General features: G+C 64.9%; 23 protein-coding genes and 1 pseudogene. 11 read left to right on the top strand and 13 right to left on the bottom strand.

Annotated elements, in window-relative coordinates:
• Nucleotides 1-145: 145 nt before the first annotated feature.
• The 6 genes and pseudogenes from IVA81_RS06905 to hpaR all read right to left on the bottom strand — a co-directional run bounded on the left by IVA81_RS06905 (nucleotide 146) and on the right by hpaR (nucleotide 5534).
• The gene (locus IVA81_RS06905; RefSeq protein WP_247314069.1) at nucleotides 146-1450 is read right to left on the bottom strand and encodes a methyl-accepting chemotaxis protein; all 1305 of its coding nucleotides are present in this window, start codon (nucleotides 1448-1450) and stop codon (nucleotides 146-148) included.
• Nucleotides 1428-1946, bottom strand: coding sequence for a PAS domain-containing protein (locus IVA81_RS06900; protein ID WP_247314067.1), 519 nt, complete (start codon nucleotides 1944-1946; stop codon nucleotides 1428-1430). Before IVA81_RS06900 ends, IVA81_RS06905 begins: the two co-directional genes overlap by 23 nt.
• 231 nt (nucleotides 1947-2177) lie before the next feature.
• Nucleotides 2178-3701 carry an altronate dehydratase family protein gene (locus IVA81_RS06895; protein WP_247314065.1) on the bottom strand — a complete coding sequence of 508 codons (1524 nt, stop codon included), beginning with the start codon at nucleotides 3699-3701 and terminating at the stop codon, nucleotides 2178-2180.
• Between the two features lie 171 nt (nucleotides 3702-3872).
• On the bottom strand, nucleotides 3873-4649 hold the full coding sequence (locus IVA81_RS06890) for an aldolase/citrate lyase family protein (RefSeq protein ID WP_247314064.1): 777 nt from the start codon (nucleotides 4647-4649) through the stop codon (nucleotides 3873-3875).
• A gap of 129 nt (nucleotides 4650-4778) precedes the next feature.
• Nucleotides 4779-4937 (bottom strand): annotated as a pseudogene (locus IVA81_RS06885) (malate dehydrogenase); the annotation flags it as partial.
• Between the two features lie 78 nt (nucleotides 4938-5015).
• Entirely contained in the window at nucleotides 5016-5534 is a 519-nt protein-coding gene (hpaR, locus tag IVA81_RS06880) for a homoprotocatechuate degradation operon regulator HpaR (protein ID WP_247314167.1), read from the bottom strand.
• Between the two features lie 111 nt (nucleotides 5535-5645).
• Between hpaR and hpaH the strand changes: the two genes are divergently transcribed.
• The 6 genes from hpaH (at nucleotide 5646) to IVA81_RS06850 (ending at nucleotide 12057) form a co-directional block, all read left to right on the top strand.
• Nucleotides 5646-6452 (top strand): 2-oxo-hept-4-ene-1,7-dioate hydratase, encoded by an 807-nt coding sequence (hpaH, locus tag IVA81_RS06875; protein ID WP_247314062.1) that lies wholly within the window; start codon nucleotides 5646-5648, stop codon nucleotides 6450-6452.
• A 30-nt stretch (nucleotides 6453-6482) separates the two neighbouring features.
• Entirely contained in the window at nucleotides 6483-6881 is a 399-nt protein-coding gene (locus IVA81_RS06870; RefSeq protein ID WP_247314060.1) for a 5-carboxymethyl-2-hydroxymuconate Delta-isomerase, read from the top strand.
• A complete protein-coding gene (hpaE, locus tag IVA81_RS06865) occupies nucleotides 6874-8412 on the top strand; it encodes a 5-carboxymethyl-2-hydroxymuconate semialdehyde dehydrogenase (protein ID WP_247314057.1) in 1539 nt (512 codons plus the stop codon). The genes IVA81_RS06870 and hpaE overlap by 8 nt, the downstream gene beginning before the upstream one ends.
• Before the next feature lie 134 nt (nucleotides 8413-8546).
• Nucleotides 8547-9530: a 3,4-dihydroxyphenylacetate 2,3-dioxygenase gene (gene hpaD / locus IVA81_RS06860; protein ID WP_247314055.1), complete on the top strand. Its 984-nt coding sequence runs from the start codon at nucleotides 8547-8549 to the stop codon at nucleotides 9528-9530.
• A 3-nt stretch (nucleotides 9531-9533) separates the two neighbouring features.
• The gene (locus IVA81_RS06855) at nucleotides 9534-10403 is read left to right on the top strand and encodes a fumarylacetoacetate hydrolase family protein (protein WP_247314053.1); all 870 of its coding nucleotides are present in this window, start codon (nucleotides 9534-9536) and stop codon (nucleotides 10401-10403) included.
• Between the two features lie 25 nt (nucleotides 10404-10428).
• Nucleotides 10429-12057 carry a thiamine pyrophosphate-dependent enzyme gene (locus IVA81_RS06850; protein ID WP_247314051.1) on the top strand — a complete coding sequence of 543 codons (1629 nt, stop codon included), beginning with the start codon at nucleotides 10429-10431 and terminating at the stop codon, nucleotides 12055-12057.
• A 164-nt stretch (nucleotides 12058-12221) separates the two neighbouring features.
• On the opposite strand, the gene alkB is transcribed toward IVA81_RS06850, so the two are convergent.
• The 4 genes from alkB to IVA81_RS06830 form a co-directional block, all read right to left on the bottom strand.
• Nucleotides 12222-12875 carry a DNA oxidative demethylase AlkB gene (gene alkB / locus IVA81_RS06845; protein ID WP_247314050.1) on the bottom strand — a complete coding sequence of 218 codons (654 nt, stop codon included), beginning with the start codon at nucleotides 12873-12875 and terminating at the stop codon, nucleotides 12222-12224.
• A 9-nt stretch (nucleotides 12876-12884) separates the two neighbouring features.
• Complete coding sequence (locus IVA81_RS06840) at nucleotides 12885-13628, bottom strand: 2OG-Fe(II) oxygenase (protein WP_247314048.1); 744 nt, start codon at nucleotides 13626-13628, stop codon at nucleotides 12885-12887.
• Between the two features lie 330 nt (nucleotides 13629-13958).
• On the bottom strand, nucleotides 13959-14645 hold the full coding sequence (locus IVA81_RS06835; protein WP_247314047.1) for a DUF2848 domain-containing protein: 687 nt from the start codon (nucleotides 14643-14645) through the stop codon (nucleotides 13959-13961).
• Nucleotides 14638-15987, bottom strand: a complete 1350-nt coding sequence (locus IVA81_RS06830) for an amidase (RefSeq protein ID WP_247314045.1) — start codon at nucleotides 15985-15987, stop codon at nucleotides 14638-14640. Before IVA81_RS06830 ends, IVA81_RS06835 begins: the two co-directional genes overlap by 8 nt.
• Before the next feature lie 177 nt (nucleotides 15988-16164).
• Between IVA81_RS06830 and IVA81_RS06825 the strand changes: the two genes are divergently transcribed.
• The 4 genes from IVA81_RS06825 (at nucleotide 16165) to IVA81_RS06810 (ending at nucleotide 19889) form a co-directional block, all read left to right on the top strand.
• A complete protein-coding gene (locus tag IVA81_RS06825; protein WP_247314043.1) occupies nucleotides 16165-16578 on the top strand; it encodes a Zn-ribbon domain-containing OB-fold protein in 414 nt (137 codons plus the stop codon).
• A 3-nt stretch (nucleotides 16579-16581) separates the two neighbouring features.
• Entirely contained in the window at nucleotides 16582-17721 is a 1140-nt protein-coding gene (locus IVA81_RS06820) for a thiolase (RefSeq protein WP_247314041.1), read from the top strand.
• 5 nt (nucleotides 17722-17726) lie between these two features.
• Complete coding sequence (locus tag IVA81_RS06815) at nucleotides 17727-18641, top strand: SDR family oxidoreductase (RefSeq protein ID WP_247314039.1); 915 nt, start codon at nucleotides 17727-17729, stop codon at nucleotides 18639-18641.
• A 129-nt stretch (nucleotides 18642-18770) separates the two neighbouring features.
• The gene (locus tag IVA81_RS06810; protein ID WP_247314037.1) at nucleotides 18771-19889 is read left to right on the top strand and encodes an SMP-30/gluconolactonase/LRE family protein; all 1119 of its coding nucleotides are present in this window, start codon (nucleotides 18771-18773) and stop codon (nucleotides 19887-19889) included.
• Nucleotides 19890-20009: 120 nt separating this feature from the next.
• On the opposite strand, the gene ppc is transcribed toward IVA81_RS06810, so the two are convergent.
• Complete coding sequence (ppc, locus tag IVA81_RS06805; RefSeq protein WP_247314035.1) at nucleotides 20010-22808, bottom strand: phosphoenolpyruvate carboxylase; 2799 nt, start codon at nucleotides 22806-22808, stop codon at nucleotides 20010-20012.
• Nucleotides 22809-24140: 1332 nt separating this feature from the next.
• Between ppc and IVA81_RS06800 the strand changes: the two genes are divergently transcribed.
• Nucleotides 24141-25058 (top strand): NADP-dependent oxidoreductase, encoded by a 918-nt coding sequence (locus IVA81_RS06800; protein WP_247314034.1) that lies wholly within the window; start codon nucleotides 24141-24143, stop codon nucleotides 25056-25058.
• 123 nt (nucleotides 25059-25181) lie between these two features.
• Here IVA81_RS06800 and IVA81_RS06795 read toward each other — a convergent pair whose 3' ends face one another.
• On the bottom strand, nucleotides 25182-25586 hold the full coding sequence (locus IVA81_RS06795) for a VOC family protein (protein WP_247314032.1): 405 nt from the start codon (nucleotides 25584-25586) through the stop codon (nucleotides 25182-25184).
• Nucleotides 25587-25680: 94 nt separating this feature from the next.
• Nucleotides 25681-26085: a YccF domain-containing protein gene (locus IVA81_RS06790; RefSeq protein ID WP_247314030.1), complete on the bottom strand. Its 405-nt coding sequence runs from the start codon at nucleotides 26083-26085 to the stop codon at nucleotides 25681-25683.
• Nucleotides 26086-26251 lie beyond the last annotated feature (166 nt).

The raw sequence follows: 26251 nt of genomic DNA, 5'->3' as shown, positions 1-26251 counted from the left end.
TGGGCAAAGCGAAGCGTGCCCACCGCTTCCGTTGCGGTGTGGATCGATCGTGGGCACGGCGCAAGTGCGCCTTTGCCCACCCCACGATTCCGAGCAAGCGGATAAAGCCCCCTTGCCCGCCGTTATCGGGCCGTGAGCCAAGTCCCTACGCCGCCGACGTCAACCGCTGCAGAAACTGCGTCACCTCGCGCCTGAGCGTTTCGACCTCGCCGTGGACGCGCTCGGAGGCGCTGTTGACGCGGCTCGCGACGCGGCCGGTGTCGGCGGCGGCTTCGCTGACGCCTGACACGTTCGAGGAGACCTGCGAGGTGCCGGCCGAGGCTTCCTGGACGCTGCGGGCGATCTCGCGTGTCGCGGATCCCTGCTGTTCGATCGAGGCCGCAATCGCGGCGGTGATCCCGTTGATCTCTCCGATGGTCTGCGCGATCGCCTCGACGGCCGCGACCGAGTTGGTCGTCGATTGCTGCATCTCGCCGACCTTGGCGCTGATCTCTTCAGTGGCCTTCGCGGTCTGGTTGGCGAGGCTCTTGACCTCGGAGGCCACCACCGCGAAGCCGCGGCCGGCCTCGCCGGCCCGCGCCGCCTCGATCGTGGCGTTGAGCGCCAGCAGGTTGGTCTGCTCGGCGATCTCGCTGATCAGCTTGACGACGTCGCCGATCCGCATCGCGGCATCCGCGAGGTTGCGAATCTCGCTGCCGGCGCGATTGGCTTCGTCGACGGCGCGCCCGGTGCTCGTGGTCGAGCCCGCCACCTGGCGGCTGATCTCCGCGATCGAGGATGCGAGCTGCTCCGCAGCGCTCGCCACCGTCGCAACATTGCTCGAGGCCTGATCGGACGCGCTGCGCATGCCGGACGTCTGGCGGTTCGTGATCTCCGCCGCCGCCGCCATCTGGCCGGCGTCGGATTCCAGATCAGTCGCGGCGCTCATGAGGCTGCCTGCAACCTCGTCGAGATGCGTGCCGAACTGGTTTGCGAGGCCGGCGATCTCGACCACACGGCGGCCGAGGCTGCCGGTGCCGGCATTGATCACGCTGGCAGAGCGGCGGAACGAGCCGGGCAATCCGCGCACGAGGATCTTGCGGAAATACTTGCCGCGGCTGGCATAGTCCATCGACGCCGAAGCCTCGCGGACGAAGGCGTCGGCGATGTCGAGCATGTCGTTGACCGACTTCTGGATGGCGCCGATCCGCCCGGCCTGCCGCTCGCTCAGGATCCGCGCTTCGAGATCGCCGCGCGCGGCCTTGCGGCACACATCGGCAACCTCATCGACGGCCACTGCCGTGCGGTGCTGGCACCAGAGGGCGTAGCCGAGCAGCGCGATCGCCGCGCCGAGCGGCGCTGCGCCCACGATTCCGGTCCAGCCGAGCAGCGAGACGGCGAACGCGACGGAGGCGAGAAGACACGCGAGCGCGGTCGCTCCCTGCGCCTTAGAGAGAGAGCACAAATTCATCGTAAGCAACACCGTTTTGCTTGAGCAGAGCGACCATCACGTCGAAGCTCGCACGCATGCCGTCCTTGGCATTGGCGTGGCGCGCCTCTTCCGCGCAGAGCGCTTGATAGATCGGCTTGATGCGCTCGACCGGGGCCGGATCGGGCCTGCGTCGGTTGGAGTGATAGCCGATGATGTTGCCGCGATCGTCCAGAGTCGGGGTGACATGGGCGAACACCCAATAATGGCTGCCGTCCCCGGCGAGATTGACGACGTAGGCGAAGATTTCCTGCTTGGCCTGGAGCGTATCCCACAGCAGCTTGAAGACGCAGCGTGGCATGTCCGGATGGCGGATCCGGCTGTGGGGCGCGCCCATCAGCTCCTTCCAGGGGTATTTCGCCATGCGGAGAAAGACGTCGTTGGCGTAGGTGATGCGGCCTTTGAGATCGGTCTTCGATACGATGAGCTCCTCCTCACCGAGGAGATTTTCCACCCCAGTAGGACGTATCGCTTGCATCGTTTGATCCCTAAACAAAGGCCGGCCCCACCACGCTGTGGAGCCGCATCACACCCTGTCTACGGCAACAGTGTTAATCAGGTGTAAGTCCGGGAACTTCTCGACGAGATGCACGCCTCCGTATCATTACTTAGCAAACGATCGTTGCATTTCGCGCAACTGCATATCGCGTATTGGCTTTAGACAATTCAATTGCGACTTGCGTCGCGATTGCGTCCGCGCCCAGCGCGACTACATCGTCGCGCCCAGCACCCATGGCGCGAACTCGGCGCCGCCGAAATCGAAGCTCTCGCTCTTGGTCGGCTGACCCGAGGCGGTCTTGAGGATGAGATCGAAGATGCGTTGGCCGCATTGCTCGACGCTTTCCTCTCCTTCGAGGATGGTGCCGCAATTGACGTCCATGTCCTCTTCCATGCGCTTGTACATCGGCGTGTTGGTGGCGAGCTTGATCGAGGGCGCCGGCTTGCAGCCGAACACGCTGCCGCGGCCCGTGGTGAAGCAGACGAGATTGGCGCCGCCCGCCACTTGGCCCGTCGCCGCGACCGGGTCGTAACCGGGCGTGTCCATGAAGACAAAACCCTTCTTGGTGATGGGCTCGGCGTAACGCAGCACCTCGACGAGGTTGGTGGTGCCGGCCTTCGCCATCGCGCCGAGCGACTTCTCCAGAATGGTGGTGAGACCGCCGGCCTTGTTGCCGGGGCTCGGATTGGCATTCATCTCGGCGCCTTCGCGCGTCGTGTACTCGTCCCACCAGCGCATGAGATCGACGAGCTTCTCGCCGACCTCACGGCTGACGGCGCGGCGCGTCAGCAGATGTTCGGCGCCGTAGGTCTCCGGCGTCTCCGACAGGATCACGGTGCCGCCGTGGCGCACGATGAGATCGCTGGCAGCACCGAGCGCGGGATTGGCGGATACGCCGGAATAGCCGTCCGAGCCACCGCATTGCAGGGCTACAGTCAGCTCGCTCGCCGGCACCGTCTCGCGCTTCACCTTGTTGGCGTCGGCCAGCGCCTCGCGCACGAAGGCGATCCCTGCTTCGACCGTCTTGCGGGTGCCGCCGACCTCCTGGATGTCCATCGCTCGCAGGCGGCCGGCGAGCTTCTGCTCTTCCATCAGCCCGCCGATCTGGTTCACCTCACAGCCGAGGCCAAGCACGATGACGTGGGAGAAATTGACATGCCGCGCATAGCCGCCGAGCGTGCGGCGGAGCAGCGCCAGCGGCTCGTTCTGCGTCATGCCGCAGCCGGTCTTGTGGGTCAGCGCGACCACGCCGTCGACATTGGGAAAGTCGGCCAGCGGATTGTCGCCGGTGAAGGGATTCTTCTTGAAGACGTCGGCGACGAGGCTCGCGACATGCGCGCTGCAATTCACCGAGGTCAGGATGCCGATATAGTTACGCGTGGCGACGCGGCCGTCCGGGCGGCGGATGCCCTCGAAGGTCGCCGGCAGGTCGAAATTCGGCGTCGGCTTGACGTCGGCGCAATAGGCATAGTCTTTCGCAAAGTCACCCATGCCGCAATTTTGCACATGCACGTGCTGGCCCGGCGCGATCGGCACCGTGGCAAAGCCGATGATCTGGCCGTAGCGCTTGACCGGCTCGCCCACCGCGATCGGCTTGATCGCAACCTTGTGGCCGGAGGGAATGCGCTCGACCGTGGTCACACCATCGGCGACCACCGTCCCCGGCGGCAGGCTGGCGCGCGCGATCAGCACGCCATCATCGGGATGCAGGCGGATGACGGGGCTGATGGTCATGGGAGTCTCCTTGGGTCTCGAAACTATCGTGCCCCGGACGCTGCGCAGCGCGGTAGCGGTGCGCTGCAGATCCGGGGCCCAGTTGTTGCGTCATGTGCATCGCTGGCTTCTGGGTCCCGGCTCTGCGGAGCGGCACCGCGTGCCGCGCCGCGTCCGGGACACAGAGAAAGCTTACGCCTTGCCGCCCGAATCCTTGCGGGTCGCATTGACCTGCATCTTGGCGTAGGTGGTCATCAGGCCGACCTCGTTCGAGAGCGTCACTAGCTTGAAGCCCATGTTGATGGCGCGCGCTGCGCCTTCGGCGCCGCTGCAATGGATGCCCGGGTTGAGGCCGCGCTTGCCGCACTCCTTGATGATCTTCTCGTAGATCGCGAGGATCTCGGGCTCGCTGCGGTCGAGCTTGGGTTCGAGGCCGTAGGAGAAGCCGAGGTCGGAGGGGCCGATATAGACGCCGTCGATGCCCTCGACGTCGAGGATCGCTTCCATGTTCTCGACCGCGGTCTTGGTCTCCATCATCGGCAACAGGATGGTGTCGGCATTCGCGGTCTTCTGATACGAGCCCGCGGTGCCGTACATTCCGGCGCGGATCGGGCCGTTGGAACGCACGCCCTGCGGCGGATATTTGGAATAGGAGACCAGGTTCCTGGCTTCCTGCGGCGTGTTGACCATCGGGCAGATCACGCCATAGGCGCCGCCGTCGAGCACCTTGCCGATGATGCCGGGCTCGTTCCAGGGCACGCGGACCATCGGCGTGATCGGGTGCTTGTCCATGGCTTGGAAGCACTGGACCATCGACAGATAGTCCTGCACGCCGTGCTGCATGTCGACGGTGACGCTGTCGAAGCCGCATTGCGCGATCATCTCGGCCGAGAAGCCGGAGGGAATCGCGAGCCACGCGTTGACCACGGCCTTGCCCGACTTCCAGATTTCCTTGACCTTGTTCGCCACGTTGCCTTCCTTCTTTGTTGTTTGGACCGTGTTATTTGGACCATCGTCACCATGACGAGCGCCGCGACAGCACAATCCCGCTGTTACCGCGAACCGGGCCGCCGCGCTACGCTCGCAATGGCGCAAGACCTATGCGGTCGCCCTCTGGATGCTGATCTCGCTGACGCCGACCTCGCGGGCCGTGTTCACTATCGCCGCCCAGGTGTCATCCGGCAAGGGGATGCCGTTCTGGGTGCGCTCAGCGCGGGTTTTCCGCTCGGGATCGCCGGGAATCAGCACCTGATCGACCACCAACGTGGCAGCAGTTTGAGCGAAAAACCCCGCTTATGTCCATGGCTCGCGGCACCCGGACGCGCATATCAGCTTTCACTCCTCGGCACTTGCCTCCTCGGCTCCGCCGAGTTCTGCGAGACTCTGTTCGAGTGCGCCGAGCATGTCCTGCAATTCGGCGAGCTTGCGTGCGCCAAAGCGCCGCGTGATCTCGGCATAGATCGCCTCCGAATTCGGCGCCACCGAGGCCATCAGCTTCACCCCCTCTTTCGAGATCGAGACCATGCTGCGGCGCTGATCCGCTTTGGCGGTCTTGCGCTCGATCAGATTGCGCGCCTCCAGATCGCGCAGGATGCGGGACAGGCTTGGTCCGAGCAGGAACGCCGTGCGCGCGAGTTCCGTGACCTCGACCGCATCGATCGCCGCCAGCGCGCGCAGGATGCGCCATTGCTGCTCGGTCAAGCCGTGCTCGCGCAGCGAGGGACGGAACTGCCGCATCACCGCCTCGCGTGCCCGCAGCAGCGACATCGGCAGCGAGCGCGAGAAATCGCGCATCGGCACCTGGCGCGCGGCGGGCGCGCTTCCGTTCGCTGGATCAGCCGGTCTCTTCACGATGATGCCCTTTCAAACCGCAAAACGTTTGCAGTGCAGCAAGCCCAAATTGTGTTTGACGCATTCACTTAACATGTTAAGTATCTCCCGCTACCCTAATTTGTAAGATCACAAATGGCGCTTTCCAACGACGATATCCAAGCTTGCGCGAAGCGTCTGCACCAGGCGGAGAAGACCCGCACGCAGATCCGGCAGCTGTCGCAGGACTTCCCCGAGATCACCATCGCCGATGCCTACGCGATTCAGAAGGCCTGGATCGACGTCAAGATCGCGGGGGGGCGCATCGTCAAAGGTCACAAGATCGGCCTGACCTCGAAGGCGATGCAGAGCGCGCTTGATATCAACGAGCCGGATTCCGGTGTGCTGCTCGACGACATGTTCTTTGCCGATGGCGGTATCATTCCGACCGAGCGCTTCATCGCGACGCGCGTCGAGGCCGAGCTCGCCTTCGTCATGAGCAAGCGCCTTTCGGGACCCGACTGCACGCTATTCGACGTGCTCAACGCCACCGACTTCGTCGTGCCGGCGCTTGAGATCCTGGACACGCGGATCGAGCGCGTTGATCCCAGCACCAAGGCGACGCGCAAGATTTTCGACACCATCGCCGACAATGCGGCCAATGCCGGCATCGTGCTCGGCGGACGGCCGATCCGCCCGCTGGATGCTGATCTGCGCTGGATCGGCGCGCTATGTTACAAGAACGGCCAATTGGAGGAGACGGGGCTCGCCGCCGGCGTGCTCAATCATCCCGCAACCGCCGTTGCCTGGCTTGCCAACAAGATCGCGCCGCTTGGGCTCGCGCTGGAGCCTGGCCAGGTCGTGCTTGCCGGTTCTTTCATCCGTCCGATCGAGACCCGCAAGGGCGACACAATCCAGGCCGATTATGGCGCCTACGGCTCGGTCAGCTGCTACTTCGCTTAGGCGAATAAAAATACAGGGAGTGAAACCGCGATGCCGCATTTCACGATCGAATATTCGGCCAATCTCGATGGCCAGCTCGACATGAAGCTGGTGTGCGAAGTCGTGCGCAAGGCGGCGATCGAGACCGGCATCTTCCCGCTCGGCGGCATCCGCGTGCGCGCCATCCGCTGCCAGCATTTTGCGATTGCGGACGCACGGCAGGACTACGGCTTTCTCGACATGGTGCTGCGCATCGGCGAGGGCCGCGATCTCAAGACGCGCCAGAAGGCCGGCGAACATGTCTTCCAGGCGCTGTCCCGACATCTCGATCCCGTCTTCGCCGCCGGCAAATTCGCTTTGTCGTTCGACATGCAGATCAACGACAAGGACACCAGCTGGAAGCGCAACAACATTCACGACGCCCTGAAAGCGGAAGCTGCCCATGGATAAGCCCAGCCCGAAAGCCGATGTGTTCCAGGCCAACCGCGACCGCGTCGCGCCACTGCTGAAGAAGCTGCGTGCAGACGGCATCGGTCACATGATCGACGGCAAGACCGTTCCCTCGACCTCCGGCGAGACGTTCGAGACGAAGTCGCCGGTCGATGGCACGACGCTCGCGAGCGTCGCGCGTGGCACCGCCGAGGACATCGACCGCGCCGCCACGGCCGCTGCGCTCGCCTTCAAGTCCTGGCGCGACATGGGCCCGGCGATGCGGAAGAAGCTGCTGCATCGCGTGGCCGACGCCATCGAGGACAATGCCGAGGACATCGCGGTGCTCGAATGCATCGACACCGGGCAGGCCTATCGCTTCATGGCCAAGGCCGCGATCCGCGCCGCTGAGAATTTCCGCTTCTTTGCCGACAAATGCGCGGAGGCACGCGACGGCCTCAATACGCCGAGCGACGAGCACTGGAATATCTCGACGCGCGTGCCGATCGGCCCCGTCGGCGTGATCACGCCGTGGAACACGCCGTTCATGCTCTCGACCTGGAAGATCGCTCCGGCGCTGGCCGCCGGCTGCACCGTCGTACACAAGCCGGCCGAATGGTCGCCTGTCACCGCTGACATGTTGTCGAAGCTGGCCAAGCAGGCTGGCATTCCCGACGGCGTGCTCAACACCGTCCACGGTTTTGGCGAAGAGGCCGGCAAAGCGCTGACCGAGCATCCCGCCATCAAGGCGATCGGCTTCGTCGGCGAGAGCGCGACGGGATCGGCGATCATGGTGCAAGGCGCGCCGACCTTGAAGCGCGTGCATTTCGAGCTCGGTGGCAAGAACCCGGTGATCGTGTTCGACGACGCCGATCTCGACCGCGCGCTCGATGCCGTCGTGTTCATGATCTACTCGCTCAACGGCGAACGCTGCACGTCATCGAGCCGCCTGCTGGTTCAGGCCAGCATTGCGGACAAGTTCACCGAGAAGCTGTCCGCGCGCGTGCAGGCGCTGAAGGTCGGCCATCCTCTCGATCCCGCCACCGAGATCGGACCGCTGATTCACGAGCGGCATCTGGCGAAAGTCTGCTCCTATTTCGACGTCGCGCGCCAGGACGGCGCGACGATCGCGGTCGGCGGCAAGGCCCATGACGGCCCGGGTGGCGGACATTATGTCGAGCCCACCCTGGTCACCGGCGCGCACGGCAAGATGCGGATTGCCCAGGAGGAGGTGTTCGGCCCCTTCCTCACGGTGCTGCCGTTCAAGGACGAGGCCGATGCGATCGAGATCGCCAACGACATCCGCTATGGCCTGACCGGCTATGTCTGGACCAACGACATCGGCCGCGCGTTGCGGGTCGCCGATGCGCTGGAGGCCGGCATGATCTGGCTGAACTCGGAAAACGTCCGCCATCTGCCGACCCCGTTCGGCGGCATGAAAGCCTCGGGCATCGGCCGCGACGGCGGCGATTATTCGTTCGACTTCTACATGGAAACCAAGCACGTCTCGCTGGCGCGGGGCACGCACAAGATTCAGAAATTGGGAGTTTAACGGCAGTGTCATTCCGGGGCGGCTCGAAGAGCCGAGCCCGGAATCCATCGAGCAGCAGAGTTGGTGATGAATGGATTCCGGGTTCGCGCTTCGCACGCCCCGGAATGACGAAGCCGAGAGAAGGGGAAACGCAAATGCCCGTACCGCAACACATCTTCGAGCCGCCGTTCAACATCATCCGTTCCAGCCACGTCGTGCTCGACGTGACCGATGTGAAGCTGAGCCGCGAGTTTTACGAGACCACCGTCGGCCTGCATGTCGAGGACGCCGACGACAACGTCGTGTACTTACGCGCTGCTGAAGAGCATCAGCATCACTCGCTGGTACTGCGCAAGGCGGCCGTTCCGGCTTGTGCCCGGCTGGGCTTCAAGGTCGGCAATGACGGCGATCTCGACAAGGCCGCCGCGTTCCTGTCCGAGAACGGTCTTAGCTACGCCTTCGTCGATCAGCCGTTCCAGGGCCGCACCCTGCAATTCACCGACCCCTTCGGCTTCCAGATCGAGCTCTATGCATCGATGGAGCGTCGGCCGCATCTGCTCCGCCGTTACGACCTCTACCGGGGTTGCCATCCGCAGCGGCTCGATCATTTCAACGTCTTCGCCGCCGAGGTGCAGGACACCGTCGAGTTCTACGCACGGCTCGGCTTCCGCCTCACTGAATACGCCGAGGAGGATGGTCCGAACGGGCGCATCGCCGCCGCCTGGATGCATCGCAAGGGCAACGTCCACGACTTCGCGATCACCAATGGCAAGGGCCCCCGCCTGCACCACTTCGCCTATTGGACGCCGACCGCGATGAACATCATCCATCTCTGCGACGTCATGGCCTCTCAGGGTTTTGTGAAGAACATCGAGCGCGGTCCGGGGCGCCACGGCATCTCGAATGCGTTCTTCCTCTATGTCCGCGATCCCGATGGACACCGGCTCGAGCTCTACACCAGCGATTATTTCACCGGGGATCACGACCACGAACCGCTGCGCTGGTCGCTGCGCGATCCGCGCCGCCAGACGCTGTGGGGCGCGCCAGCCCCGCGCTCCTGGTTCGAGCAGGGCTCGCCATTTAGCGGTCAAGCCGTGCGTGAGCCGAAGTTTGTGGCTGACGTGCTGGTGGCGGATTAAGCGATGAAGCTCCCTCGCCTCGCCACCTATTCCGTCAAGGGTGCAACCAGGTATGGCGCCGTCGTCGACGGCGGCATCGTCGATCTCTCCGCGCGCCATGCCAACGACTATCCGACGCTGCGCGAGGTGATCGCGGCCGGCAAGCTCACGAGCCTTGCCGAGGAAGCGACCAGCCGCGCGCCGGATCACGCGCTGGGCGATATCATCTGGCTGCCGCCGGTGCCGGCACCGGAGAAGATCATCTGCATCGGCGTCAACTATCCCGACCGCAACGCCGAGTACAAGGACGGCCAGGACGCACCGAAATATCCGAGCATGTTCATGCGCTCGCCGCGCTCCTTCGTCGGCCACGACACGCCGCTGGTGCGCCCGAGTGCCTCGGCGCAGCTCGACTATGAGGGCGAGATCGTGCTGGTGATCGGCAAGCAAGGCCGGCATATCCCGGAGAGCGCAGCGCTCGATCACATCGCCGCGCTCACGCTGTGCAACGAAGGCTCGGTGCGCGACTGGCTACGCCACGCCAAGTTCAACGTGACGCAAGGCAAGAACTTTGATTCCAGCGGCAGCCTTGGGCCGTGGCTGGTGCCCTACACGACGGAATCGCAGATCGCGGACGTCAGGCTCACCACACATGTCAACGGCGAGCTCAGGCAGGACGATCGCACCAGCCGGCTGATGTTCTCCTTCCGCTACCTCATCAACTATATCTCCACCTTCGCAACCCTCGTCCCCGGCGATATCATCGTCACGGGCACACCGACCGGCGCCGGTGCCCGGTTCGATCCGCCGCGTTATCTGAAGCCGGGCGACGTCGTCGAGGTCGAGGCCGAGGGCATCGGACGCCTGCGCAACGGTGTCGTCGACGAAGCCTGACCAACAATCGAAGTGGAATAGCCAGATGACCACCCTCACCGGCGGCGAAGCGATCGTAAGCGGCCTTGTCGCCCATGGCGTCGATACCGTGTTCGGCCTGCCCGGCGCGCAGGTCTACGGCCTGTTCGACGCCTTCCACCGGGCCCAGCTCAAGGTGATCGGGGCGCGGCACGAACAGGCCTGCGGCTACATGGCGTTCGGCTATGCGCGCTCCAGCGGCAGGCCGGGTGTGTTCAGCGTGGTGCCCGGCCCCGGCGTGCTCAACGCCAGCGCGGCGCTGCTCACCGCCTTCGGCTGCAACGAGCCGGTGCTGTGCGTCACCGGCCAGGTGCCGACGCAGTTTCTGGGCAAGGGCCGCGGCCATCTGCACGAGATGCCGGACCAGCTTGCGACGCTCCGCACCTACGTGAAATGGGCTGATAGAATCGAATATCCCGGCAATGCGCCGACAGTCGTCGCGCGCGCCTTCCAGGAGATGACGTCCGGCCGCCGCGGCCCCGCTTCGGTCGAAATGCCCTGGGATATCTTTACCCAGCGCGCGGACACCGTTGCCGCGCAGGTGCTGGAGCCGCTGCCCGCGCCGCAGCCCGACCCCGATATGATCAGGCAGGCGGCCGCGCTGATCAAGACCAGCAAGGCACCGATGATCTTCGTCGGCAGCGGCGCGATCGAAGCGCGCGAGGAGATTCTCGAGCTTGCCGAGATGATCGATGCGCCCGTGGTCGCCTTCCGCAGCGGCCGCGGCATCGTCTCCAACGCGCACGAGCTCGGTCTGACCATGGCCGCAGCCTACAAGCTTTGGCCGACAACCGATTTGATGATCGCAATCGGCACCCGCGCGGAATTACCGGCTTCGGGCTTCCGCTGGCCCTATCAACCGAAGGGGCTGAAATCCATTCGGATCGACATCGATCCGGCCGAGATGCGCCGGCTCGCCTCCGATGCCGCCATCGTTGCGGACGCGAAAGCCGGCACAGCCGATCTCGTCGCGGCGGTGAAGAAGGCCGGCTATGCCAGAAGCAGCGGCCGGCGCGGAGACATCCGCGAGGCGAGTGCGATGGCGCAGGCGGAAATCCAGCGCATCCAGCCGCAGATGGCCTATCTCAACATTTTGCGCGAGGTGCTGCCGGCGAACGCGATCGTTACCGATGAATTGTCGCAATTCGGCTTCGCCTCCTGGTACGGCTTTCCGATCTACCAGCCGCGCACCTTCATCACCTCGGGCTACCAGGGCACGCTCGGCTCGGGCTTCCCGACCGCGCTCGGAGCCAAGGTCGCCAATCCCGACAAGCCCGTGGTGGCGATCACCGGCGACGGCGGCTTCATGTTCGGCGTGCAGGAGCTTGCCACCGCCGTGCAGTTCAACATCGGCGTGGTGACCCTGGTGTTCAACAACAACGCCTATGGCAATGTCCGCCGCGACCAGCGCGAACGGTTCGACGGCCGCGTGGTGGCGTCCGACCTCGTCAATCCGGATTTCGTCAAGCTCGCGGAGTCATTTGGCGTTGCGGCCGCGCGCGTCACCGCGCCCGATCAGTTCAAGGCGGCGATGGAGAAGGCGCTGGCCCACGGCGGGCCGTATCTGATTTCGGTGGAAGTGACGCGCGATTCGGAAGTGAGCCCCTGGGCGTTCATCCACCCGCCGAAGCCGTAATTAATCACCGTTCCGGGACTCTTCCCTTCTCCCCTTGTGGGAGAAGGTGGATCGCTGGCGCGAAGCGGCAGCGAGACGGATGAGGGGTCTGTCTCCGCGGATAGAAACCCCTCATCCGCCTTCCCTTCGGGAAGGCACCTTCTCCCACAAGGGGAGAAGGAAGATCACCGCGTCCGGCGGAACGTCAGGTTGATCCGCTTCCGCCCGAGCAGCGGATGCTCGCCGTCGGCGAGCGGCGCCACGCCGTGATAGGCGAGCCTGCTGGCTCCGCCCCAGACCGCGACATCGCCATGCACCAGCCGGAAACGCCGCGGCTTGTCGCTGCGCGCGAGGCCGCCAAACAGGAAGGTCGCGGGCAGGCCGAGCGAGACCGAGACGATCGGCGCGGAATAATCCAGCTCGTCCTTGTCCTGATGCAGCGACAGCCGCGTGCCGGGCTCGTAGCGATTGACGAGGCACGCATCGGGCCCGAAGCCTGCGAAGCCGCCCTGCTCCGCCGCGCGGCGGGCGAGATCGCGCAGCACCGGCGGCATTTCGTGCCATGGCGCACCGGTTCGCGGATCGATGGGATCGTAGCGATAGCCGGTGTGATCGGTGATCCAGCCGCGCTCGCCGCAATTGGTCATCGCCACCGACATCAGGTGGCCGCCCGGCGTGGTCATCCGCCGGAACGGCGACTGCGCCACGATCGCACGCACCGCGGCGATCAGCTCGCTCTCGATCGGCTTGACGAATCCGCGCAGCAGCACCGCGCCGTCGGCGATCTCCTCGCGCGACGGCTGCGCCTCGGCGACGTTGTCGAACAGGTCAGCCGTCAACGCCTGCGCTCATTTGGCATCATGAAAGATCACACCCAGCGTGTGGCGCTGGCCGGTCCTGATCCGGCTGACGCCATGGCGCATGTTAACGCGATAGGTGCCGCGTGTCCCCTGTACCGGGCAGTGGTGCACAGCGAAGGCGACAGCGTCGCCTTGCGCCAGCGGCACCACCTCGGCGCGCGACTGCATGCGCGGGCGCTGCTCGGTCAGCACGAACTCGCCGCCGGTGAAATCGCGGCCCGGCTCGGACAGCAGGATCGCGACCTGGAGCGGGAAGACGTGCTCGCCATAGAGGTCCTGATGCAGGCAATTGTAGTCGCCGGCTTCATACTGCAACAACAGCGGCGTCGGCCGCGCCTGCCCCGCCTCGTGGCAGCGCTTGAGGAAGGCGGCGTGAGCGGTGGGATAGCGGATGTCGATGCCCATCGCCTCGTTCCAGCGGTTGGCCACAGCTTGCAGTTGCGCATAGAGCGCCGGGCGGAGCTGCGCGATCAGATCGGGCAGCGGATAGGCGAAATATTTGTATTCGCCGCGGCCGAAGCCGTGGCGGCCCATGACGATGCGGCTGCGGAAGTGCGCATCGTCCGGGTAGAGCGCGGCGACCGCGTGGCATTGGTCGGGCGTCAGCAGGCCCTCCAGGACGGCGCAGCCCTGGGTGTCGAGCTCGGCGGTGATTTGGGGCCAGTCGAGGGCGTCGACGTGAGCGGCGAGGTCGGCGGTTGGGCGGACTGATTTTCGTGCGGTCATTGTCATGGCAATCACCTTCGCAGCCTCGCGTTCACCCGGCCACCCGATTTCCGATGACTATCTCCCCGTCATTGCGAGCGCAGCGAAGCAATCCAGAGTGCCACCGCGGAACGAGCCTGGATTGCTTCGTCGCAAGGGCTCCCCGCAATGACGTGGAAAGATCAACCCGCACCGGCAGAGAGATCTCGTAGGGTGGCCAAAGGCGCGAAGCGACGTGCCCACGTTCTGCCGATTGCGTAGAGAGATCGTGGGCACGGCGCAAGGGCGCCTTTGCCCACCCTACGGGACCGTCGCTTTTGGGCCAGCTATCCCGCCACCGCTCCTGGTGGGAGGCGGCTAGCCTCTCACCGGAAGCGTCGCCACATTGTACCCGTGCTTGATCGTCCGCTTCAGCACGGGATCTTCCAGCTCTAAGTCGAAACGATCCGCGGGGCGGATGCCGCCTTTGGCGGCGAAGGTGCCGCCGAACATGGCGCAGCCGTCGGGCAGCTTCCCGCCCGGAAAGCCGCGTGCAATGAGGTCAGCGACCGGCAGCATCGCGTCCAGCGTACCCTCCTGGTAGAGCACGCGCTCGCCCTTGATCGTGGCGTAGGAGCGCAAAATCATCTTGTCCCAATGGCCGATGACGTCTTCGAGCTCCCAAAGCGTGGACGCGATCGGCTTGTCGCACATCTGCTTGGACACCGTGACGTTGTAGGCCTCGACCTTGCGGTCGGTATGGTCGGAGCCGCAGCCGACGAAGGTGCGGCCCTGCCAGCCGATCAGCACGAACTCGACCTCGCCGCTGGAATCGCCGCCGGTGCATTCGATGCGGTCTTCCTGCGTCAGCCGCCGCGCCGAGGCGCGGTAGTAGATCGGCGTCGAGGCCGGCCGGGCGATGCCCATGGCCTCAAGCTCGTCGATGTGCTTGTCGCGCGCGATCGCGTCGCGGCCGGTCCAGCCGGCGATGACCATCTGGTCGATCGCCAGCGTCAGCGGCGTGGTGGTGTCCTGGGCGTCAACGGTGAAAGTCAGGTCAAACACGAATTACGGCCTCCATGCCGGCAGCAAGCTCGAAAATACGGCGATCGGAGCCGCCCGCGCCCGCCAGCATCAGACCGACGGGAACCTCGCCCGCGCGATGCGCAGGCAGCGAGATGGCGCAGCCGTCGATCATGTTGATCAGGGTGCAGTTGCGCAGCGCGCGCAGATTTTCCTTGGTGAACGCCTTGTCGTCCGCGAGATCTGCAATCTTCGGCGGCGTGTTGGCGGTGGTCGGCAGCACCAGCGCGTCATAGGGCGCGATGCGCGCATTGACGCGGGCGATCAGCGAGCGGCGCTCGTTGAGGAGATCAATGTAGTCGGCCGCGCTCTGCGCCTCGCCGCGCATGATGCGGACGAAGACGCGGGGGTCGTAGACGTCGCCCTTGGACGTAATGAGATAGCGATGCCAGGCGTAGCTTTCGGACGCCGCAAAACCACCCTTGGCATTCATCGGGCCGATGTCGTGGAATTCCGCCATCTCGATGCGCTCGATGATCGCACCGTGATCGGCGAGCGCCTTCAAAGCGCGCTCGAACGTCGCCGCCACGGCCGCGTCGAGATCGTCGAGCGCAATCGTGGTCGGCACCGCCAGTCGCATGCCTTTCACCGGACGAGGCTTCAGCGCGACAATCGGCTCGTTCGCGAGCACCGCATCGAGTATGGCACAGCAACTGACCGATCGTGCCAGCGGTCCGATGCTGTCGAGCGAGAACGACAGCGGCACGGAGCCGTCGAGCGGCACGCGCCGCTGCGTCGGCTTGTAGCCGACGATGCCGTTGAAGGCCGCCGGAATCCGGCAGGAGCCGCCGGTGTCGGTGCCGAGCGCGCCATGCGCCATGCCGTCGAGCACGGAGACCGCGGCGCCCGAGGACGAGCCGCCGGGCACATGGCCATCGGCGCGGTTCCAGGCGCCCTTCGGCGTGCCGTAATGCGGATTGATGCCGATGCCGGAATAGGCAAACTCGGTCATGTTGGTGCGGCCGATCACGACAAAGCCGGCGTGGCGCAGCCGCGCGACCGCCGCCGCATCGTGCTCCGCCGGATCGGAATCGTCGAGTGCGCGGGAGCCGGCGCGCGTCGTCTGCCCCTTGATATCGAAGAGATCCTTGATCGAGACCGGAATACCGGCATAGCGCGACGGCGCCGCCTTGGCCTTGCGTAGGCCGTCCATCGCGTCGGCGGCCGCGAGTGCGGCTTGCTTGTCGACATGGATGAAGGCGCGCTGGCCCTCCCCAGTGGGATCGGCGATCCTGGCGAGGCACGCCTCGACCAGCTTGCGGGAGGTGGTGCGGCCGCTTTCGAGGTCCTCGGCGAGCTTCGCCAGTGTCGGAAATTCGGGCATGTCTGTCTCACGGAATATTTGCGCGCAATCTATAGCGCCGCCTCAGTTCGACACAAGCATTGTGCGCATGATGGCATGCATGCGCATTGCTGGACCGTTGACGCGCCATGGTCGATTGTCGCATCAAGATCGCAACAGTCGGGCCCCGAAGCCTGGACCTTGGGAGGACTTGCTGACATGGCCGAACCGCAGCGCGCGCGACCGAAACCGACGCCGGAGACCCAGCATTTCTGGGACGGCACGAAGGCGGGCGAATTGCGCCTGCAGCGCTGCGACGCCTGCACGCATGTCTATTTCCCGCCGCGCCCGTTCTGCCCGTCCTGTGCCTCGCGCAAGGTTTCGGTGTTCAAGGCGAGCGGCAAGGGCTTCCTCTACAGCTACGTGATCAACCATCGTCCCGCCGCGCCCGGCTTCACGCCACCCTATGCGATCGCGGTGGTCGAGCTGGCCGAGGGGCCGCGGATGATGAGCAACATCATCGACTGCCCGCAGACGCCGGAAGCGCTCGAGCTCGACATGAAGCTGGAGGTCGCGTTCCAGGCGCTCGACGACAAGATCACCCTCCCCGTCTTCCGTCCGGCGAAGGGGTAAGCCATGCGCAGCAACCACGTTGCCGTCGTCGGCGCGGCCGAGACCACCGAGCTCGGAATCATCCCCAACGCCTCGCAGCTCCAGCTTCACGCCGATGCCGCGCTCAACGCCATTGCGGACGCCGGGCTGAAACTCTCCGACATCGACGGTTTTGCCACCGCGGTCGAAACGCCGCAGCAGGTCTGCCACTATCTCGGCATCAAGCCGACCTGGGTGGACGGCACCTCGGTCGGCGGCTGCTCGTTCATGCTGCACGTTCGCCATGCGGCCGCCGCGATCGAGGCCGGCCTGTGCAAGACCGTGCTGATCACGCATGCCGAGAGCGGCAAGTCGATGATCGGCAAGCTGCCGCGCTCGACACCGGCCGATAGTCTCAACGGCCAGTTCGAGGCGCCCTATGGCGTCTACGGTCCGCCCAGCATGTTTCCGATCCCCGTGCTGCGCTTCATGAAGACCTACGGCATCACGCACGAGCAGCTGGCCTCGGTCGCCGTGGTGCAGCGGGAATGGGCGGCGAAGAATCCGCGGGCGATGATGAAGGACCCGATCACGGTCGCCGACGTCCTCAACTCGCGCATGATCGCCTATCCGTTTCGCCTGTTGCAGTGCTGCCTCGTCACCGACGGCGGCGGCGCGCTGATCTTGACCTCGGCCGACCGCGCCAAGGATTTTCCGCGCAAGCCCGTCTACATCATGGGCACCGGCGAGAGCGTGGAGACGCCGATGGTCAGCCAGATGGAGACGTTCAACTCCTCGCGCGCGTTCAAGACCGCTGGCCCGCTGGCATTCAAGGAGGCCGGCATCGCGCATGGGGATGTCGACCATCTCATGATCTACGACGCGTTTGCGCATCTGCCGCTGTTCGGTCTCGGCGACCTCGGCTTCATGCCGTATGAGGAGACCGGGAAGTTCATCGCGGACGGCAACACGCGGCCCGGGGCCAAGCTGCCGCTCAACACCAATGGTGGCGGATTGAGCTACATGCATTCGGGCATGTATGGCATGTACGCGCTCCAGGAGAGCGTGCGCCAGATGCGCGGGATCGCGCCGGCGCAAGTGCCTAACGCGAAGATTTCGGTATGCCACGGCGTCGGCGGCATGTTCGCCGCCAGTGGCACGATCGTGTTTACGAACGAGAGGTAATCCACATGAGCAAATCACTGCAAGACAAGGTCATCATCGTCACCGGCGCAGGCCGCGGCATCGGGCGCGAAATCGCACTGCTCTGTGCGGCGGAAGGCGCCAAGGTCGTCGTCAACGATCCCGGCGGGGCCTCCGACGGCGCCGGCTCGAACGCGGCGCCCGCCGAGGAGGTGGTCGAGGAGATCAAGAAGCGTGGCGGCACTGCGGTCGCCAATTTCGAGTCGGTCGCCGATGCCATCCCCGCCAGCAAGATCGTGAAGACCGCGACCGATCATTTCGGCCGGCTCGACGGTGTCGTGAACAACGCCGGCATCTTGCGCGACATGATCTTCCACAAGATGAGCGTGGAGGCGTTCGAGGCCGTCATCAAGGTGCATCTGATGGGCTCGTTCTACGTCAGCCACGCCGCCGCGCGCATCTTCCGCGAGCAGGAGAGCGGCTCCTTCGTGCACTTCACCTCGACCTCCGGCCTGATCGGCAATTTCGGACAAGCCAATTACGCCGCGGCCAAGCTCGGCATCGTCGGGCTCTCCAAATCGATCGCGCTCGACATGGGGCGCTTCAACGTCCGCTCCAACTGCGTCTCCCCGTTCGCCTGGACCCGCATGATCGGCACCATCCCGACCGAGACCGAGGCCGAGAAGGCGCGCGTCGAGAAGATCAAGCAGATGGGACCTGAGAAGATCGCCCCGCTCTGCGGCTATCTGATCTCCGATTCCGCCAAGGACGTCACCGGCCAGATTTTTGGCGTGCGCATGAACGAGATCTTCCTGTTCAGCCAAAACCGTCCGATCCGCTCGGTGCAGCGGGCCGAAGGCTGGACGCCGCAGTCGATCGCGGAACACGGCATGCCGGCGCTGAAGGGCTCGTTCTACAAGCTCGACCGCTCGGCCGACATCTTCACCTGGGATCCCGTGTAAGGATCCCGTCCAGCCGCATTTCCGGCATCCCTGCCCTGCGATCTCTGGTTGTATCGGCCAGAGATCGCTCCGCTTTCCGCCCGAATGCGGGCGAATGGTGCCCTCCCAACGAAACTTTGGGAGGAAACCATGACAAGAATACTGACCAACTCCGACGACACCACTGCAAGCGAGCGTGGCGGTCTCGGCCGCCGTATGCTCCTCAAGGGCGCGGCAACCGTCGCGGCATCGGCCCTGCTCGCCTCGCGAGCCGACACCCGCGACTTCGGTGCCAATGCCGAGCCGCAGCGCTATCCCGACCCCGACATCATCGCCATCGACCCCAAGCGCTTTAAGGCCAAGGTCGGCAACACCGCGATCAAGCGGCTCTACACCGGCTGCCTGTGGGCGGAAGGACCGGCGTGGAATGCGCAGGGGCAATATCTCGTCTGGAGCGACATCCCGGCCAACCGGCAGCTTCGTTATCTCGACGATGACGGCCACATCTCCGAGCAGTTCCACAAGCCGTCGAATGAGGCCAACGGCAATTCGTTCGACACCGAGGGACGCCAGCTCAGCGCCGAGCGCACGCGCCTTGTCCGCTACGAGCATGACGGCTCGATCACGACTCTGGCCGAGCAGGCCAATGGCAAGCCGCTGAACGGCCCGAACGACATGGTGATGCACCCCAACGACAAGGCGATCTGGTTCACCGATCCCGGCTATGGCGCGATCAGCATCTATGAGGGCAAGCTCGCCAATACCGGTTCGCTGCAGCCGCACCAGAAGGAAGCGGTCTATCGCCTCGACACTCAGTCCGGACAGGTCACGAAAGTCGCGGACGAGCCATTCAAGCCCAACGGCATCGCCTTCAGCCACGACTACAAGAAGCTCTATGTCTGCGACACCGGCATCACGCATTATCCGCAGGCCGAGAACGTGGTGTGGTCCTACGACATCGACGGTGCCAAGCTGTCCAATCCGAAGAAGCTGATCGACATGAAGCTCGAGGGCAAGTCGGGCTTCCCCGATGGCCTCCGCGTCGACACCGAGGGCAACATCTGGGTCGGCGCCGGCTGGGTCGGACCCGGCTATGACGGCGTGCAGGTATTCGCGCCGAACGACGGCGCCCGCATCGGGCAGATCCTGTTGCCTGAGACCTGCGCCAATGTCTGCTTCGGCGGCAAGAAGCGCAACCGCCTGTTCATGACCGCGAGCCAGTCGCTCTATGCGGTCTATGTGGAGACGCAAGGCGCGCATTTCTGTTGATGCGTACACAGCCCTCTCCACGTCATGCCCGGGCTTGCCCCGGGCATCCACGCCTGACCGCAATTGCAGAAGGCGTGGATGGCCGGGGCAAGCCCGGCCATGACGAAGGAGAGAGTACCGTTACCCCGTATTCCGCAACCCCGCCGAGATGCCGTTGATCGTCAGCTGAATCCCGCGCAGCACCTGCTCGTCCGGGTTCTGGGCGCGGTGCTCCTTCAAGAGCTCGACCTGCACATGGTTGAGCGGATCGAGATAGGGGAAGCGGTGACGGACCGATCGCTCCAGCAGCGGATTGCCCTGCAGCAGCCGGTCCTGGCCCATGATGTCGAGCAGCGTCTCGATGCAGGAATGCCATTCGCGGCGGATGCGGCCGAAGATCTTTTCGCGCAGGGCTTCGTCCGGCACGAGCTCGGCATAGCGCGAGGCGATCGCGATCGAGCTTTTCGCCAGCACCATGTCCATGTTCGACAGCAGCATGCGGAAGAACGGCCATTCCTGGTAGAGCTCTTTCAGGAACGGCATGCCCTTGTCGGGATGATCCGCGATCCACTGCTCGACCGCGCTACCGAAGCCGTACCAGCCCGGCAGCATTAATCGGCATTGCGCCCAGGAGAACACCCAGGGAATCGCGCGCAAATCCTCGATCGCGCGGGTCTTCTTGCGCGAGGCCGGGCGGCTGCCGATGTTGAGCGTTGCGATCTCGTTGATCACGGTCGATGACCAGAAATAATCGACGAAGCCGTCGGTCTCGTAGACGAGGCCGCGATAGGCCTTGAAGGCGAGGTTCGACAATTCGTCCATCGCGGTCAGATATTCGCGGCGCGGCGCGCTCTGGCGCGGATTGAGCAGGCTCGCCTCCAGCGTCGCGGCCGCGAGGATCTCCAGATTGTTGCGGCCGACCTCGGCGTTGGAATATTTCGACGAGATGATTTCGCCTTGCTCGGTGATCCGGATCTGACCGTTCACCGCGCCGCCGGGCTGGGCGATGATGGCGTCATAGCTCGGGCCGCCGCCGCGGCCGACCGAGCCGCCGCGGCCGTGAAAAAGACGCAGCCGCACGCCGTGACGCTCGAACACCTCGACGAGGCCGATCTCGGCCTTGTAGAGCTCCCAGCCCGAGGTGACGAAACCGCCATCCTTGTTGCTGTCGGAATAGCCGAGCATGACCTCCTGCACGCTGCCGCGGCTGTCGACGAGGCGGCGGTAATCGTGCAGCGACAGCATGCGGTCCATGATGCCGGAGGAGGCCTGCAAATCCTCGATGGTCTCGAACAGCGGCACGATGTTGATGGCGCTGCGCCCGGAGGGATGGACGAGGCCGACCTCCTTCAAGAGCACCGCGACCTCGAGCATGTCGGACATGCCCTTGCACATCGAGATGATGCATTGGGGAATGGCGTCCGAGCCGAACTTCGCATGCGCTTCCGCGGCGGCATGGAACACGTTGAGCTCGCCCATGGTCTCGTCGCTGTATTTGACGAAGGGCGAGACTAGTGCGCGCGTCGAGCGCAATTCGTTGGTGAGCAGCGAAATGCGGGCATCCTCGCCGAGCGCGAGATAGGACATGCCGGGGTTGGCGGCATCCATCAACTCGGCGATGGTGCGTTCGTGCACCGCCGAGTTTTGGCGGATGTCGAGCCGCGCCAGATGGAAGCCGAAGCAGTCGACCGCGCGGCGGAGCAGCCGCAGCCGGCCGCGGGCGATGACGCGGGCGTTGTTGGAGATCAGCGAGCGGTGCAGCACGTCGAGATCGGCCTGCAGCTCCCTGACGCTCTCGTAGGGCTTGCCTTTGCCGACCGGCCGGCGCGTGATCTCGACCTCGAGCTTTTCGGCCGTCGCGGTCAGGCGCGCATAGATGCCTGACACGGCCAGACGATAGGGCTCGCCGCTCCGGTGCGGTGATGTATCCGGCGAGCGCTCCGCCAGGTTACGCAGCTCCTCGGAGACGTCGGCGAGATGCGCCGCGATCGACAATTCCGAGCCGAGCACGTGCAGCTCGTTGAGATAGAACTGCATCACCCGGCTCGACTGCAGCCGCAGCGTGCCGCGCATGACGTCGGCGGTGACGAAGGGATTGCCGTCGCGGTCGCCGCCGATCCAGCTGCCCATGCGCAGGAACGAGGCGAGCTCGCCGGCGGCCTGCTCGCCACCCTCCTCCAGCCGGTCTTCCAGTGCGTTGACCAGGCGCGGCACCTCGCGCAGGAAGGTGTAGTCGTAGAACGACAGGCCGTTGGCGACTTCGTCGAGCACCGTGAGCTTGGTCCGGCGGAGCAGATTGGTCTGCCACAGCGTCAGCACCTCGCGGCGAAGCTGCTCGTCGCTGGCCTCAGCCTCCTCCGGCGTGAGCGCGACGCGCTCGCGCCGATCCAGCAGCGCGGCGACCTCCATCTCGCGGTCCATCGTGCTCTTGCGGCGGACTTCGGTCGGGTGCGCGGTCAGCACGGGACTGACGAGAGCATCCTTGAAGAACTTCCGCAATTCCGCCGCGCTCACGCCCGCACCCTTGGCATTCGCCAGCGTGCCCGCGAGCACTCCTGCCCCGCCGCTCCTCGAGGCGCTACGTGCGCGCATCTGACGGATGTTGTTGTGGTCCTCAGCGATGTTGGCAAGGTGCGAGAAATAGCTGAAGGCGCGCACGATCCGCAGGGTATCCGGGATCGGCATGCCGTCCAGGATCTGCTCGAGCTCGCGGCGGGCGAGCCGGTCCTCGTCGCGGTGGAATCGGATCGAGGTCTGGCGGATGCGCTCGACGAGGTCGAACACGTCAGCGCCCTCCTGGTCGCGCACGGTGTCGCCGAGGATGCGGCCGAGCAGGCGGATGTCGTCCCGCAGCCGCGCCTCCGCTTCCGTGGCCTGGACGTCCTCAGGGCGGTTGGCGCGGTGCTCAGCGGCGTCGGATGGAATGGTCTGGAGGGACATGGCTCGCTCCTCTTCAAGAGCACCCTTGGGCCCCGGTCCGAAGGAGTGTGCGATATTTTTCTACCGCAGCGCAAGATGAACTTGGGAGCGCCGCACACTGCCGCCGCTCGTGTCCCGGACGCGCTGCAACGCCTCAAGCGTTGCGGCGCAGAGCCGGGACCCAGGAGCCACACGCACGCTGCCGCAGTCTGGGCCCCGGCTCTGCAGCGCACCACGTCGCGAACGCGGCGCGCTGCGCTGCGTCCGGGGCACGCGCTCTCTCGCTTGTCTTTGCAAACATGCCTTCGCGGTCTCGCGGCGTGCTCCGCCCGAGCTTTGCTGTCCGTTCGCCCTCTCTCCAAACAAAGGGCGCAGGGAAGGCCGGGCGCCGGCTGGCACCCAGGGTCCGCACGCGGAAGACGCACGCGGGGTGACCACAGGTGACGCCGGGACATCCCGGCCTTCCCTGCGCAATGGTTTTACGGCTTATGGCGTGCTCTCCCCGGGGAGCGATGCACTATTGCCCCCGTCGCCTTGCGGATGATCGATGCGCGCGCCCGGTCGGGCCGCTTCATCACCGCAAGCCTTGACGCACAGACCCCGGGCGTCAGGACCACACGCTTTTGCCGTCCGCGGACGTCCCCTCCCAAACCTTCGGAAGCTCGCGCGTGCTCGCCCCCAAAGCCGAAAGAAAACGCTGTGACCGCGCCGTGTCGTGCCGCGGATCGCGATGGCTCACGAGCCTCGCCCGCCCTGCCATCCCGTCACGCGCCGGCGCTACCGCGTCCATCGCATCCCGGCCTACGTATCGTGACGATCGCGAAACGTCCCTCTGACGGGCCGGAATGCCTTGCGGTTTACCCGAAACAACCAATTCGGTCAATCAGAATATTTTCGAAACCCGTGATTGACCTGCCTATGGCGTATGTTGCCCCTCGGGCAACGCGAAACCTTGTGCGGGCAGCGCCGACTGAGGGCGGCTGATTGCAACGCAGAGCGCGTAGGATCGGTTGAGCCCTTGCGAAATCCATCATACCGCGTCGTCGACGGACGGTTGATGGGTTTCGCTGCGCTCTACCCATCCTAGGAGCTCAATCAGTTCGCCGTCTCAATGCGCTTGGTACAGCCAGAATTTGCAATCTTGGTACTGGTTTCATGACCAGGCGCAACGCATCTACCTGCCAGTACCACGACCGAAGCGATCCCGATCGACAGTCTCGGTGGGAGCCCCGGTCAATGCAGACAGCGCAGATCGCAGACACTTCCACACTGTCAGGCATTTTGTGGATAGCCGGCGCGTTCACGCTACCTGCAACAGTTGCACCAAGAGACAATAACCGAGGAGATAATCCCATGAAGGCGATCGTTGTAACGGAACGGGCCGCGGGAACGGCGGGGATGAAACTGGTGGACCGGCCCGAGCCGCAGGCATCGATAAACGACGTCGTTGTTCGGGTTCATGCGTCGGGATTTGTTCCGACCGAGCTGACGTGGCCCTCGACCTGGACCGATCGCATCGAGCGTGACCGAACACCGTCGATCCCTGGGCACGAGTTGGCTGGAGTGGTCACCGCTCTCGGATATGGCACTACGGGGTTGTCGGTAGGACAGCGGGTGTTTGGCCTCGCGGACTGGTATCGCGACGGCACGCTCGCCGAATATGTGGCGATCGAGGCACGCAACCTGGCGCCGCTCCCGGGTGACGTCGACTTCACGGAGGGCGCGAGCTTGCCGGTCTCGGGCCTAACCGCATGGCAAGGGCTGTTCCAGCACGGTCGTCTTCAGGCGGGGCAGAGCGTCCTTGCACACGGCGCGGCCGGCGCCGTCGGTTCCATGGTGACGCAACTCGCGCGAGGGGCCGGCGCCCACGTCATCGGCTCCGGACGCGCCGCCGACCGTCAGACAGTGCTCGGCTTCGGCGCGAAGGAGTTCGTCGACCTCGACAACGACGCCCTGGAAGACATCGGCAAAGTCGACCTGGTGTTCGATGTCATCGGCGGCGACATCCAGAAGCGGTCCGCAGAACTGATTCGGGCCGGAGGAACACTGGTCACCATCGTCGGGCCCGCAGAGGCGCGCCCCTCCGACGGCCTGGCGGTCGACTTTGTCGTCGAGGCCGATCGTGCCCAATTGAGTGAGATCGTCCAGCGGGTGCGGGACGGACGACTGCGGACGAACATCGGCAACGTCTCGATCTTCGACGATGCGGTCGCCGCCTTAAACCCGACCGGGCGACGCAAGGGGAATACAATCATTCGCGTTCGTCCCTGAGGGACCATGCCCATTGATGTACGCAGCGCGTAGGATGGGTTGAGCCCTTGCGAAACCCATCTGCTTCGTTATCGGCGGACGGGCTGATGGGTTTCGCTGGCGCTCTACCCATCCTACGAGCTGTCAGGCTCGAACAGGCTGCCCGATTCCAAGAAGGTTGCCTTCGCTGTCGCGGAACCATGCGCCTCTCTCACCGACGCCCTTGCTTGTGTAATTCCCGGCTATCTCGGCGATCCCGTTCACGGTCTTCAGCCCGGGCAGGTCGTATTCCTCGAACTTGACTCCGCGCGCGCGAAGCTCCCGCACCGTTGCCTCGATGTCCTCGACTTCCCAGCCCATCTGCGTGTGCGTGCCGGATTGCGTGCCGGCCGAGATGAATATTGCAAACTCGCCGCTTGCACAGACGTAGCGCAGTCCGCCGTCGCGCTGTTCGACCGGGTCGAGCCCGAGTTTCTCGGAATAGAACGCCCGCGCCCGGTCCAGATCCTTGGCTGGAAGACGGGTGGCCACCTTCGCTTTCCCTAGCATCCTTCGCTCCTTTTTAAGTCGATAGGAGTTGAGGGCATCGTGTCCTTCAGCCAACCTCGGGCCAAAAGCGGCGCTCGCGCGGTCCGCCCGCGCCTCAAGCCGGCACGATCACCTTGCCGATCGGCCAGAGCGCGATGCCGGCGAGCTTCAGATGCGCCCAGGCAAAGGGAATGCCGATGATGGTCACGGCAAGCACCACCGCCGTCACGAGATGGCCGAGTGCCAGCCACCAGCCGGCCAGCACGAACCAGATGATGTTGCCGATCACCCCGAGCGGACCGGTGCCGATATCGCTCATCCCGGTGACATCGTAGCGGCTGACCGCCCGCGAGCCGAACGGCAGCAGCGTGTAAACGGCGATGTTGAACGCCGCCCGCGCCCAGGGCAGGCCGATGATGGTGACGGCCATGATGATCGCAGCAATCAGCCAGCCGAACGCCATCCAGGCGCCGCCGATGAAGATCCAGAGGATGTTGAGAAGAATGGAGACGGGGGCCATGGGATGATCCGCGAGGTCAATGGTCCCGCTTATATAGGATCGAAATCTGTCTCTGCTAAGACGGCGACGTAGATGGGGTAACGGGCCGGCCGCCCGCTCGCTACGGCGCGATTTGGAAGCGCGCTCGCGAGCGGCCTGTTGGTTGGAAGGCGGTCGTCCCTCAAAC

This window comes from Bradyrhizobium sp. 141, from assembly GCF_023074055.1.
GTDB lineage: Bacteria > Pseudomonadota > Alphaproteobacteria > Rhizobiales > Xanthobacteraceae > Bradyrhizobium.
Note: the sequence above shows the minus strand (reverse complement) of the source record. Positions and strands in the feature narration are given on the sequence as shown.